Source organism: Streptomyces sp. NPDC000345, from assembly GCF_042898825.1.
In the GTDB taxonomy this organism is placed as follows: Bacteria; Actinomycetota; Actinomycetes; order Streptomycetales; family Streptomycetaceae; genus Streptomyces.
This window is the reverse complement of sequence record NZ_JBIAZE010000023.1, coordinates 91,001-102,581: the sequence shown is the minus strand read 5'-3', so window position 1 is coordinate 102,581 and position 11,581 is coordinate 91,001. Positions and strand designations below refer to the sequence as shown.

Annotated in this window: 11 protein-coding genes; 6 read left to right on the top strand and 5 right to left on the bottom strand. The window is 74.4% G+C overall.

The genetic code is table 11. The features are described 5' to 3' along the window. The first annotated feature begins 8 nt into the window (after positions 1–8). From ACFY30_RS36955 to ACFY30_RS36945, 3 genes are read left to right on the top strand one after another with little or no spacing between them, the layout of a single operon-like run. Positions 9–752 carry a PIG-L deacetylase family protein gene (locus ACFY30_RS36955; protein WP_390849529.1) on the top strand — a complete coding sequence of 248 codons (744 nt, stop codon included), beginning with the start codon at positions 9–11 and terminating at the stop codon, positions 750–752. A gap of 29 nt (positions 753–781) precedes the next feature. Next, a complete protein-coding gene (locus tag ACFY30_RS36950) occupies positions 782–1,681 on the top strand; it encodes a sigma-70 family RNA polymerase sigma factor (protein WP_390849528.1) in 900 nt (299 codons plus the stop codon). A 24-nt stretch (positions 1,682–1,705) separates the two neighbouring features. Further along, a complete protein-coding gene (locus ACFY30_RS36945; protein ID WP_390849527.1) occupies positions 1,706–2,536 on the top strand; it encodes a pentapeptide repeat-containing protein in 831 nt (276 codons plus the stop codon). Here ACFY30_RS36945 and ACFY30_RS36940 read toward each other — a convergent pair. Further along, positions 2,498–4,057 carry a cytochrome P450 gene (locus ACFY30_RS36940; RefSeq protein ID WP_390849526.1) on the bottom strand — a complete coding sequence of 520 codons (1,560 nt, stop codon included), beginning with the start codon at positions 4,055–4,057 and terminating at the stop codon, positions 2,498–2,500. The genes ACFY30_RS36945 and ACFY30_RS36940 overlap by 39 nt on opposite strands. A gap of 107 nt (positions 4,058–4,164) precedes the next feature. Between ACFY30_RS36940 and ACFY30_RS36935 the strand changes: the two genes are divergently transcribed. Both ACFY30_RS36935 and ACFY30_RS36930 read left to right on the top strand, forming a co-directional pair. Then, a complete protein-coding gene (locus ACFY30_RS36935) occupies positions 4,165–4,776 on the top strand; it encodes a TetR/AcrR family transcriptional regulator (protein WP_390849525.1) in 612 nt (203 codons plus the stop codon). Positions 4,777–4,900: 124 nt separating this feature from the next. Then, positions 4,901–5,626, top strand: coding sequence for a DUF2470 domain-containing protein (locus tag ACFY30_RS36930; RefSeq protein WP_390849524.1), 726 nt, complete (start codon positions 4,901–4,903; stop codon positions 5,624–5,626). On the opposite strand, the gene ACFY30_RS36925 is transcribed toward ACFY30_RS36930, so the two are convergent. The 4 genes from ACFY30_RS36925 to ACFY30_RS36910 all read right to left on the bottom strand — a co-directional run bounded on the left by ACFY30_RS36925 (position 5,594) and on the right by ACFY30_RS36910 (position 9,933). After that, positions 5,594–6,829 (bottom strand): lactonase family protein, encoded by a 1,236-nt coding sequence (locus tag ACFY30_RS36925; RefSeq protein WP_390849523.1) that lies wholly within the window; start codon positions 6,827–6,829, stop codon positions 5,594–5,596. The two genes, ACFY30_RS36930 and ACFY30_RS36925, sit on opposite strands and share 33 nt — an antisense overlap. Positions 6,830–6,932: 103 nt before the next feature. Continuing rightward, on the bottom strand, positions 6,933–8,018 hold the full coding sequence (locus ACFY30_RS36920; protein WP_390849522.1) for a hypothetical protein: 1,086 nt from the start codon (positions 8,016–8,018) through the stop codon (positions 6,933–6,935). A gap of 46 nt (positions 8,019–8,064) precedes the next feature. Then, on the bottom strand, positions 8,065–9,318 hold the full coding sequence (locus ACFY30_RS36915) for an FUSC family protein (RefSeq protein ID WP_390849521.1): 1,254 nt from the start codon (positions 9,316–9,318) through the stop codon (positions 8,065–8,067). Between the two features lie 120 nt (positions 9,319–9,438). Beyond that, the gene (locus tag ACFY30_RS36910; protein ID WP_390849520.1) at positions 9,439–9,933 is read right to left on the bottom strand and encodes an FBP domain-containing protein; all 495 of its coding nucleotides are present in this window, start codon (positions 9,931–9,933) and stop codon (positions 9,439–9,441) included. A 310-nt stretch (positions 9,934–10,243) separates the two neighbouring features. On the opposite strand from ACFY30_RS36910, the gene ACFY30_RS36905 reads away from it, so the two are divergent. Then, complete coding sequence (locus ACFY30_RS36905; protein ID WP_390849519.1) at positions 10,244–11,533, top strand: ROK family protein; 1,290 nt, start codon at positions 10,244–10,246, stop codon at positions 11,531–11,533. Positions 11,534–11,581 lie beyond the last annotated feature (48 nt).

The following is an 11,581-nucleotide window of genomic DNA, read 5'->3' as shown; positions in this document are numbered from 1 at the left end:
CTTCAGGCATGACCGAGCCGACGATCACTCAGCTCCGGCCCATGCCGGAGGACTGGCGGCGCGCCCTGGCCGTCGTGGCGCACCCGGACGACCTGGAGTACGGGTGCTCCGCGGCCGTCGCCGCCTGGACCGACGCCGGCCGCGAGGTCGCCTACGTCCTGGCGACGCGCGGCGAGGCGGGCATCGACACGATCGCGCCCGCCGAGTGCGGCCCGCTGCGCGAGCGTGAGCAGCGGGCGAGCGCGGCGGTCGTGGGCGTGTCGACGGTGGAGTTCCTGGACCACCGGGACGGGGTGATCGAGTACGGCCCCGCCCTGCGCCGGGACATCGCCGCCGCCGTCCGCCGGCACCGCCCCGAACTCGTCATCACCCTGAACCACCGCGACACCTGGGGCGGGGTCGCCTGGAACACGCCCGACCACGTCGCCGTGGGCCGCGCCGTGCTCGACGCCGCCGGGGACGCCGGCAACCGCTGGATCTTCCCGGAGCTCACCGAACAGGGGCTCGAACCGTGGAACGGCGTGCGCTGGGTCGCGGTCGCCGGCTCGGCCACCCCCACCCACGCCGTGGACGCCTCGGCGGGCCTGGAGCGCGCGGTGCGCTCCCTGCTCGAACACCGCGCCTACCTGGAGGCGCTCACCGACGAGGACCCGGAGACGTACGTCCGCGGCTTCCTGACCGGGGTCGCGCGGTCGGTGGGGGAGCGGTTCGGCGGCCGGCCGGCCGCGGCGTTCGAGCTGTTCAACCGATAGAGACCAGGGCCGACAGGGGGAGAGGCTGAGTGAACGACACGGACGTACTGGCGGAGCGCTTCGAGGAGCACCGCGCGCATCTCAAGGCCGTCGCCTACCGGATGCTGGGCTCGCTCAGCGAGGCGGACGACGCCGTGCAGGAGACATGGCTGAGGCTCGGCCGCAGCGACGTGGGGGACGTACGCAACCTGGGCGGCTGGCTGACCACGGTGATCGGCCGGGTCTGTCTGGACCTGCTGCGCTCGCGCACCGCCCGCCGCGAACAGCCCATCGACGAGGGGTACGACACCTTCGTGCCCGACCCGGTGATCAGACCCCTCGACCCGGCCGACCCCGAGCAGGAGGTGCTCCGGGCCGACGCGGTGGGGCTCGCCCTGCTGGTCGTCCTGGAGACGCTGGAGCCGGCCGAGCGGCTCGCGTTCGTGCTGCACGACATGTTCGCCGTCCCCTTCGACGACATCGCCCCGATCGTGGAGCGCGGCACGGCCGCGACCCGTCAGCTGGCCAGCCGTGCCCGCCGCCGGGTCCAGGGCGCCACGCCGTCGGCGGAACCGGATCCCGGCCGTCAGCGCGAGGTGGTGTCCGCCTTCCTGGCCGCGGCCCGCGCCGGGGACTTCGAGGCGCTGCTCTCCGTCCTCCACCCCGATGTGGTGCTGCGGGCCGACGCCGGGGCGCTGGTGCGGGGCGCGGCCGCCTCCAAGGTCGTGCACGGCGCGAAAACGGTCGCCGAACAGGCCATGTTCTTCCGGCAGTTGGCGCCGGCCGGGCGGCTGGCGCTGGTCGGCGGCGCGGTCGGGATCCTCAACGGTCCCGAGGGCGAGGTGCGTTCGGTCATGGGCGTCACCGTCGTCGACGGCCGGATCGTCGCCCTGCACATCCTCGCCGACCCCGAGCGCGTGGCCGCCCTGGACGTCCCGGAGGGAGTGTGAGCGCAGGTCAGTAAGGTGGAGGGCATGCGAGACCAGACAGCGGGCCGGAAAGAACTGCGCGGCGACTGCGGGAACTGCTTCGGCCTGTGCTGTGTGGCCCTGCCCTTCGCCCGCTCCGCGGACTTCGCGCGCGACAAGCCCGCGGGCAGCCCCTGCCCCAACCTGGCGGAGGACCACCGCTGCGGCATCCACGACCGGCTGCGGCAGCGGGGCTACACCGGCTGCACGGTCTACGACTGCTTCGGCGCCGGCCAGCAGGTCTCGCAGGTCACGTTCGGCGGCCGGGACTGGCGCGGTGCCCCGCGCGAGCACGCCCGGCTCATGTTCGAGGTGTTCCCGGTCGTCCGCCAGCTGCACGAGCTGCTCTGGTACCTCGGCGAGGCCCTCACCCTGCCGGCCGCCCGCCCGGTCCACCCGGAACTGCGCCGGCTCCTGGAGCGCACCGAGGCGCTCACCGGGGGGACCCCGCAGGAGCTGGCCGCGCTGGACGTCCCGGCCCACCGCCAGGAGGTCAACGTCCTGCTGCTGAGGACCAGCGAGCTCGCCCGGGCCGGCGCCGGCGGACGCGGGAAGGACCGCCGGGGCGCCGATCTGATGGGCGCCCGGCTCAGGGGAGCCGATCTGCGCGGCGCGAACCTGCGGGGCGCCTACCTGATAGCCGCCGACCTCAGCGGCGCCGATCTGCGCGGTGCGGACCTGATCGGGGCCGACCTGCGCGACACCGACCTCACCGACGCCGACCTGACCGGGGCGTTCTTCCTGACCCAGCCGCAGCTGAACGCGGCCCGGGGCAGCGCGGGCACCAGGCTGCCGGGGTCAGTCACCCGCCCGGTGCACTGGACAGCGCACCGCTGACCCCGCTTCCTGCGGTCCGGACCCGGCCGGTTGCTGCCCGGCCTGCTGCGGCTCGGGCCCGGTCCCGGCCGGTGCCGCGGGCGCCGTACGCCGCTCCAGGCGCAGCCGCAGTCCCTCCGGCATCAGTGTCAGCCGCTCGGTGACCCGCAGCCGGTACGCCGGGTCGGGCCGCAGGTCGTAGCGGCGCAGCAGCAGGCCGAGCACCAGCGTGGCCTCGTGCAGTGCGAACTGGCGTCCGATGCAGGCCCGCGCACCCGTGCCGAACGGCTTGTAGGTGTGCGGGGGACGGCCCCGTACGGCCGAGGCCTCGAAGCGGTCCGGGTCGAACCGGTCGGCGTCGGCGCCCCACACCCGCGGATCGCGGTGCAGCATCGCGGTCAGCACCAGGGCCCAGGCGCCCTGCCGCATCGGATGGTCCCCGCCCAGCAGGGTGTCCTCGCGGGCCTCCCGCGCGAAGGCGGGCGCCGTCGGCCACAGCCGCAGTGCCTCGTCGAGGACCCGGCGCACATACCGCAACTTGGCCACCTGGTCGTACCCGGGCACCGCCGTGGTGCCCCACACCCGGTCCACCTCGGCGCGGGCGCGGGCCGCGACCCGGGGGTTCAGGGAGAGGTAGTGCAGGGCGAACGAGAGCGCGCCGGAGGTGGTCTCGTGGCCCGCGACCAGGAAGGTGATGACCTGGCGGCGCACGTTCTGCGCCGACAGCCGCTCTCCCGTCGCGGGGTGCGCGGTGTCGAGCATCCGGTCGAGCAGGTCCCCGTCCCCGCCGCCCCCGCTGCGACGCGCCCGTACGAGTGCGTCGACCGTGCGGTCGAGATAGGCGATGTCCGCCTCGTTCTGCCGCGCGGCCCGCCGCAGCAGCGCGGGAAACGGCTGGGTGTTGAGGTGCTGGGCGTAGGTGAGCGTGCCCACCATCGCCGTCACGAAGGGATGGAGCCGGGCGCGCTCGAACGAGCCGAAGTCGTGCCCGAAACCGGTGCGCGCGATCGTCTCCAGGGTCAGCTTGGTCATGTCCCCGGGCACGTCGACGGAGCGTCCGGCGGCCAGCTCACGGTCCCAGTGGCCGGTGAGCCGGTCGGCGACGTCCAGCATCATCGGGTGGTAGGCCGCCATGGCCTCCCGGCTGAACCCCGGAGCGAGGACGTCGTGCGCCAGCTGCCAGTTGGGCTCGTGGTTGTACGCGGTGAACAGCGCGTCCCCGACGACCGGCCGCAGGTTGGCGATCCCCAGCCCCACGTGCTTGGCGAACCGTGACTCGTCGGCCATGTCGGCGGCGAGCTCCGCTCCCCCCACGAACACGAACTCCCTGCCGAACACCTTGCGCCGGAAGATCGGCCCCAGCTCCCGGGCGTACCGCAGGGAGTCCTGCACGGGGGTGCGCCGGCCGGCGCCCAGGATGTCGCCGAGCAGCGGGAGCCGGTGCGGGGGATGCGGAATGCGGTGCAGTTCGGGCCACCCGAGCTCCGCGCTCCGGAATCCCCTGGGCAGCACGGCCCCGGCCGTCGTCGCCGTCTCCGCCATGACGCGATCTCCCTTGATGCAGCGGCAGGTGGGAACTGTTGTACGTGGGTTCAATAACGCGCCCAGTGTCGGCCTGCCGCCGAACCGGCGTCAAGTAAGGTGCGGGCATGGCCGCGAACCAGGGCGAGCGCATCCGGCGCCGACTCAGCACCGGGGAGCGCAGGGAACAACTTTTGTCGGTGGGCGCGCGGCTGTTCTCCGAGAGTCCTTATGACGACGTCTGGATCGAGCAGGTCGCCGAGATCGCCGGGGTCTCGCGCGGGCTGCTCTACCACTACTTCCCGACCAAGCGGGACTTCTTCGCGGCGGTCGTCGAGCGCGAGAGCGAGCGGATGCTCCGGATGACGGCGGCGGTGCCGGGCGTCCCGGTCCGCGAACAGCTCGCCTCGGGCCTCGACACCTATCTGGAATACGTCGAGACCCATGCCCACGGCTACCGCGCCTTCCACCGCGCGGACGCGGCCGGGGACCAGACCGTCCGCCGTGTCTACCAGCGGGCCCTGGCCGCGCAGGAGCAGCAGATCCTGGCCGCGCTGGGCGCCGATCCGGAGTTCGGCCCTCTCTTCGGGCGCCGTCCCGAGGTGCGCCTGGCGGTGCGTGGCTGGCTGGCGTTCATCACGGCCGTCTGTCTGGAGTGGCTGCGGGGTCCGGACCTCACGCGGGAGCAGGTGCGGGAGTTGTGCGCGCGGGCGCTGCTCGGGGTCATCGCCGCGGGCTGAACGGTCGCGGCGCGCGCCGGCCGGTCCCGTCGCGGCGGAAAGGTGCCACGAAGGATCACCTGTGCGGTTGGCGCGCGCCGTGAACTCCTATAGGTTAGGCAAGGCTTACCTAAGGAGGTCTGGGATGGGTGACAGCCACAGCTGGACGGCCGTGCCCGGTACGGCCGAGCGGGCCCGTTCGGTGCTGGCCGCCGCGTGGTCCTGCGCGGTCACCGCGGACGGCGGACGCGAGGAGTTCGTCGGCGCGCACACCGTCGACGAGGACGGCCGGGTGCACCTGCGCGTGCCCGAGGACAGTTCGCTGCGCACGGCGGCGATCTGCGCGCCCCGCGGGGAGCCGTCCGCCGTGCTGGAGTTCGCCGACGTGGCGCCCGTCCCCGTACGCCACCGGGTCCGGGCCCGGCTCTGGCTCGCCGGCTGGTTCGCCCCCGAGGACGACCACCTCGCCTTCCACGCCACCCGGGTCGTGCTGAGGGACCCCTCCGGGGCGGCCGTCGTCGCCCTCGACGAGTTCGCCGCGGCCGCGCCCGACCCCCTCGCCACGGCCGAGGCCCAGCTGCTCACCCACCTGGCCGACGCCCACCCGGACGCCGTCGAGCGGCTCACCCGGCTGGTCCGGCATGACAGCCTGCACGGCGCCGTACGGGTCCAGCCGCTCGCCGTGGACCGCCACGGACTGACGCTGCGCATCGAGCGCGTCCGCGCCCACGGCGACGTACGCCTGCCCTTCCACGCGCCCGCCGACGACGTCGGACAGCTCACCGAGCGCATGCACGTCCTGCTCACCCAGGCGAGTGCCGCGGCCTGCCCGGGCGCCCTACAGTGGCAGCGCACAGACCGCGACGGGTGAGGCGAACGGGTCGCCCGCGAGCCGCAGCTCCCCGCTCCGGCCGTCCACCTCGAAGACAGCGACCGTGCCGGAGCGCTGGTTCGCCGCGAACAGCAGGCCGCCGTCAGGCGAGAGGGCGATCTGGCGGGGGAAGTCCCCCTCGACCGGGACCGTGCCGAGCAGCCGCAGTCGGGCCCCGTCCGCCTCCACCGCGTACCGCGCGAGCGTGTTGTCCCCGCGATTGGCCAGGTACGCGTACCTGCCGTCCGCGGTGACCGCGAACTGCGCCGGATAGCTGGGATCCGCCTTCGCGCCCGTGGACTGCGGCGCGCCGATCGTCAGCCGGCCGCTGGACGCCTCGTAGGAGCACACGGCCACCGTGTCGTCGGCCTCGTTGGCGAGATAGGCGTGGCGGCCGCCGGGGTGGAACGTGAGATGGCGCGGTCCGGCGCCCGGCCGGGTGTGCGCCTGCGCGACCTCGGTGAGGGTGCCCGCCCTCTCGTCCAGGCGGTAGCTGTACACCGTGTCCGTACCGAGATCGACGGCCAGGACGTGTCCGCCGTCCGGCGCGGCGACGAACTGGTGGGCGTGCGGCCCTTCCCGGCCCGGCCCGGGGGCCGGGCGGGTGTGGGTGACCCGGTCGGTGCGCTCGCCGAGCGCGCCCGAGGCATCGATCGGGTGCACGGTCACGCTGCCCGAACCGTAGTCGGCGCTCAGCAGCCAGCGCCCGCCGGGGTGCACGGAGAGCTGACAGGTGTGGGACCCGCCCGTCGCCCTGCTGCCGAGGACCTTCCGGTCCGACAGCCGCACGGCGGTCACCGCGCCCCGCGCCCGCTCGTTCACCGCGTACAGCGTGGCGCCGTCCGGGTGCACCGCGAGGTACGACGGGTCGGGGACGCCGGTGATCGTGCCCCGGCCGGTGATCCGCCCCGACGCGGGGTCGTACGAGGCGACGCCGATGCCCTTCCCCCCGCCCTCGGCGGAGGTGTAGGTGCCCAGACAGAGGGGCCGGGGGCCGGAGGGGCTCGGCGCGGGCTCCGGGGCGGCGGGCGACGTGGAGGACGACGGCCGCCGGGCCGGCGGGGCCTGCGGTGACGTCGAGGCCGCCGGCGAGCCGCCGTCGCCGGCGCAGCCGGCCGGCGCCGACGCCACCGCCGCACCGCCCAGCACGCCGACGAAGCGCCGCCTGCTCCAGCCGCCCGCCGCTCCGGTCCCACTGTTCATGCCCGCACCTCGGATCGTCCCTGGCCCCGCGCCGTTCACAGCACCTTGTCCCGGAAGGCCCGGCGAACGCAAAGCGGGAGCCCGGAGCCCGGGGGAGCGGCGGCTACCAGTCGCCGTCCTCCACCGGCTTCCCCGGCGCGTCCTTGAGGTGGTGCACCTGGCCGGGCGCGGGCGGCTGCCACGGGTCCAGGTCGGTGCCCAGCCACTCGCCGACGGGCTTGACGGCGGCCAGGGTGTCGCTGGGCGCGACGTCCTGCGCGTCCTGGTCGTAGTAGTCGTACCAGGGCAGCCCGGCGTTGGTGTACGCGGCGCGGTCCACGGGGGACGGCGGCGGCTCCTCGCCGGTGATGCGGCGCCACTCCGGGGGCGTCACGAGGTGCACGAACACGCGCCCCGCGGGTTCCCTCGCGTAGTCCGAGACCGGGCGGACGTCCTGGTAGACCTCCTGCCGCATCGAACCGCCCACCCCCAGGCCCATCGCGGCGGCCCGGGCCGGCGGCGCGCCCCCCGGGGCGGCGGCCGCGGCGGGCATCATCGGCATCGCGCCCGGTGCGGGCATCGCGCCCGGCTGCGGCATCGCGCCCGGCGCGGGCGGGGCGCCGTATCCGCCGCCGAAAGCGGGAGGCGGCGGCGGGGCCAGACGCCGACGCTCGGCCTCCCGCCAGGCGGCGCGCTTCTCCTCGTTCAGCGGGAAGGACTGCAGCTGGACCCCGCCCCACACCTCCTCGCCGGTGACCTGGCCCTCCACCGTCGCGCCCAGGCCGAGCGGCACCGCCACGAACTGGCGCACCGTGCCCTTCCCGGAATTGATGCCGTCCAGCCAGGGCTGCCGCGGCAGCGTGACGTAGTTCTGCGGGTCGCGGGAGAGCCGGCCGCTCCACGGCTTGCCGGAGACCGCGCACACCTTGCCCGCCCCGACCTGGAGCGCGGCCGGTTCCGTCGAGCCCCCGAAGCTCAGCCACATCGCCTCGCGCAGGTACATCGGCAGCATCACGCCGCCGCGCGCCAGCCAGTCGGCGGGCACGGTGTCCCGGTGGTCGCCGACCCGGCGGACGGGGAACACCCCCAGCCCGGGCGGCAGGGCGTGCGTGCCGCTCTCCGGCAGCCGCAGCGTCCGCATGAACCGCACCGCCACTCCGCCCGGCAGCCTCAGTGTGTCTCCGTCGATCCGTACCGCGGTCTCGGCCACAGGCCCGCTCCCTCTCCCTCTCGCGCCGGCCCCGTCCCGGCGCCTCTCAGGGAGAACGCCTGCTGATGCCCGTGCGGTTCCGCCACAGCTCCTCCTGCACGCCCAGGCGCTCGCGCAGCCGGGTCAGCCGCGGCAGTCGGGCACCCTGCTCGCCCGACACACGGTCCAGTTCCTCCAGCAGACGGCGCGAGCGGTGCTCGGTGTCGAGCTCGTCGAGCATCCGGTTCACCTCGGTCAGGAGCGCGCCGTGCAGCTGCCACTGGCGGGCGTCGTGCTGGAGCCGCTCCAGCAGCAGCTGGGCCAGCTTGTCGCGGGTGGCCGCGGCCTGCCGCAGCTCGGCGGTGAGCCGGGCCTCGGCGGCGTCCGCGTTCAGGCTGACGTGCGTGGTGACCAGCACCGCGAAGCTGACCACGGCGTCGGCGATCTCCGACAGCAGCCGCTCCACGACCTCGCCGGTCTCGGCCGGGAACAACGGCTGCGGCTCGCGCTCCTTGGCGAGGTCGGTCAGGGTGCGGGCCAGTACCCGCAGGACGACCGTGCAGATCTCCAGGGTGTCCAGACCGGTGCGCAGCACCACCCGGTGCAGCAGACCCTCCCGCACGCGCGGATTGAGCCGCAGACTGTCCTCGGCCTGCCGCAGCGCCGCGTCCACGTCCACGATGTCGTGGTCGAGCCGGCGCGCCTCGTGCAACCGGGCGGCGGCCGCCTCGACCGCCGGGCGGCCGGCCGCCTGCTCGCCGATGCGCAGCATCAGCTGGCGCAGCCGGCGGGCCAGCCCCTCGATCGACTCGCCCGCCTCCTCGATCCACACCGGCGGCGGCAGCAGCAGGTTGATGCCGAGCCCGACGACCGCGCCGATCAGGGTCTCCACGATCCGCGCCCACGCCGTGTCCCCGACGGTGGTGACGCCGAGCACCAGCATGGCGCTGATCGCCACCTCGGGCACGTACTCGTCGACCCGCACCAGATGCCCGACGGCCAGCGCCGCGAGGATCAGCAGCGCGAGGCTCCACCAGGTCAGGCCCACCAGCTGGCTGAAGGCGATGGCGACCAGGACGCCGGCCACCACCGAGTTGACCCGCCGGACGCCGTTGGTGAGTGTGGCGTACAGGGTGACCTGGACGACCAGCAGCGCGGTCAGCGGCGCGGTGAGGGGGGCCGCCTCGGGGCTCAGCCGCAGGGCGACGACGTACGCGAGGGTCGCCGCCGCCGTGGAGCGGAAGGCCTGGACGACCACGGGTTCCCGATGGCGCTGTACGAACCGCACGAGCGGCGCCGCTCGCTCACTTACCTGTTCCATCCCCGGACCAGTTCCCCTTCCCCACGCTGCCCGAACGTCCCTTCCGTACCCAGGGTGCGCTCACCGCGTGGGGAAGGACAGCCGGTGGCGGCGGGCCCGCCGACGTGGGGCGCGGCGCCGTCAGGCGTACAGCTTGTCGAGGAAGGCGGACAGGTTGCCCGTCGTCCGGGCGATCTGCTCCTCGGTCGTGAGGCTCTCCTCGAAGCGGCCGCCGCGCTCCGGGACCTTCCTGCCGCGTACGTACAGGGAGCAGGCCAGGTCCGTGCACATGTAGAGGCCGACCGAGTTGCCCTCGCGGCCGGCCGCGCCCGCCTTGCGGGCCGTCATCAGCGACACCCCGCCGCCGGGGTGGGTGGTCAGGCACAGCGAGCACATGCTGCGGTGCAGGAAGCCGCGCTGCGACGGCGGGAAGCGCAGGGTCACACCCACCGGTCCGCCCCGCCGCTCGGCGACCAGATAGCTCCGGTCGGGCGCACCCGGATCACGCCAGCCCAGGAAGTCCATTTCCTCCCAGGGGAGTTGGTCGAGATCGCGGGGTGTCGGCAGACGCCTGGCCTCCCCCTTGGAGCAGTTGACGAACGAGGTGCGGATGTCGCTCTCGGTGAGTGACCTCATGGGGAGTCTCCGGGTGCCGTCGTGAAAACCAATGAACCTATGCCCTCTAGGTATGCGCCTAGGGTAAATAGCCGGAGTAGGGAGAACCAGTGAATATCCGCGACGTCCCGCCGCCGCGACGACGTCCTCACCGCGCACCCCGGCAGTGAGCGCCGGCGCTGGAAGGGGGTGCGGGTGCCGCGGAGTCGACCGACCGAGGGGGCCGTCGTGGCCGCTTAGCTCACATCGTGAACTAAGGGTTGTAGGAAAGTCGCGCCGGTCCCGGCCATAAGGGTATGTTGCAGCTCGGGCAGGGTGCGAAGGGAGCGTCATGGCGGGGCGGAACGGGCGTACGGTACGCGATCTCAGGCGGGCCAACCGCACGGCGGTCCTGCAACGACTCTACTTCGACGGCCCCCTCAGCCGCTTCGAACTGGGCCCGGCCACCGGCCTGAGCTCCGGCTCGGTCAGCAACGTCGTCGCCGACCTGGTCGCCGACGGACTCGTCGAGGAGGCCGGCAGCGTCGACTCCGACGGCGGCCGCCCCCGCATCCTGCTGCGCGTCGCCCCCGCCAGCGGCCACATGATCGGCGTGGACGTCGGCGAGACCCGGGTGCGGATCGAGCTGTTCGACCTCACCCTCACCGAACTCGCCCGCGCGGAACGCCCGCTGGAGCAGCAGCGGTACGAGGTCGAGGGGATCGTCGGCCACATCCGCGACGGCGTCGCCGAGGTGCTCACGGCGGCGGGCCTCGCCCCGGACCGGCTCCTCGGCGTCGGGATCGGCGTCCCCGGCATCGTGGAGCACACCCCCGAAAGCGGCGCCGTCGTGCACGGCCAGACGATCGGCTGGGACGCCGTCCCGCTGGAGGCGCTGCTGCGCGAGGGCTCCCCGCTGCCGGCGACCGTCCCGTACTTCATCGACAACGGCGCCCGGACCCTCGGCCAGGCCGAGATGTGGTTCGGCGCCGGGCGCGGCGCCCGCAACGCCGTGGTGGTCCTCTTCGGTTCCGGCGTCGGCGCCAGCCTCGTCACCCCCGAGGCGGAGCAGGGCCGTTCCCTCGAATGGGGCCATCTGACGGTACGGGTCCGGGGCCGCCGCTGCCGGTGCGGGGCCCTCGGCTGCCTGGAGGCCTACGCGGGGGCCGAGGCGCTGCTCGACCGCTGGCGCGAGGAGGGCGGACATCCGCCCGCGGACACCGACGAGGAGACCGCGCTCACCGCGATGCTCGCCGCCGCCCACCCGGACGACGGCACCGACGCCGACCCCGTCGCCCGCGCCGTCCTGGAGGAGACCGCCGAGTACCTGGGCGCCGGGCTCTCCGACCTGATCAACCTCTTCCAGCCCGAGCGCATCCTCATCGGCGGCTGGGCCGGCCTCCAGCTCGGCGCCCGTTTCCTGCCCGCCGTACGCCGCCACGCCACCGCGTACGCGCTGCGCCATCCCGCCCGGAAGGTCACCGTCGAACTCGGCCGGCTCGGCCCCGACGCGGTCACCGTGGGGGCGGCGATCCTCCCGCTCGCCGACTTCTTCGCACGCGGCGGCAGGCGCCCCGAGCCGCCGGCCGGCGGCCCGCAGCCCGCCTGGCGCACGGCACTGGAGGAGCGCGCCCCGCACTGAGGTTTGGCCGGTCACGGCGGAGGTACCCGCGCTCCCACGAACGTCATC

Excerpts from the sequence above, each read along its gene's own strand:
- ACFY30_RS36955 (WP_390849529.1), top strand. The coding sequence starts at position 9 with ATGACCGAGCCGACGATCACTCAGCTCCGGCCCATGCCGGAGGACTGG.
- ACFY30_RS36945 (WP_390849527.1), top strand. The coding sequence starts at position 1,706 with ATGCGAGACCAGACAGCGGGCCGGAAAGAACTGCGCGGCGACTGCGGG.
- ACFY30_RS36940 (WP_390849526.1), bottom strand. The coding sequence starts at position 4,057 with ATGGCGGAGACGGCGACGACGGCCGGGGCCGTGCTGCCCAGGGGATTC.
- ACFY30_RS36935 (WP_390849525.1), top strand. The coding sequence starts at position 4,165 with ATGGCCGCGAACCAGGGCGAGCGCATCCGGCGCCGACTCAGCACCGGG.
- ACFY30_RS36930 (WP_390849524.1), top strand. The coding sequence starts at position 4,901 with ATGGGTGACAGCCACAGCTGGACGGCCGTGCCCGGTACGGCCGAGCGG.
- ACFY30_RS36925 (WP_390849523.1), bottom strand. The coding sequence starts at position 6,829 with ATGAACAGTGGGACCGGAGCGGCGGGCGGCTGGAGCAGGCGGCGCTTC.
- ACFY30_RS36915 (WP_390849521.1), bottom strand. The coding sequence starts at position 9,318 with ATGGAACAGGTAAGTGAGCGAGCGGCGCCGCTCGTGCGGTTCGTACAG.
- ACFY30_RS36910 (WP_390849520.1), bottom strand. The coding sequence starts at position 9,933 with ATGAGGTCACTCACCGAGAGCGACATCCGCACCTCGTTCGTCAACTGC.
- ACFY30_RS36905 (WP_390849519.1), top strand. The coding sequence starts at position 10,244 with ATGGCGGGGCGGAACGGGCGTACGGTACGCGATCTCAGGCGGGCCAAC.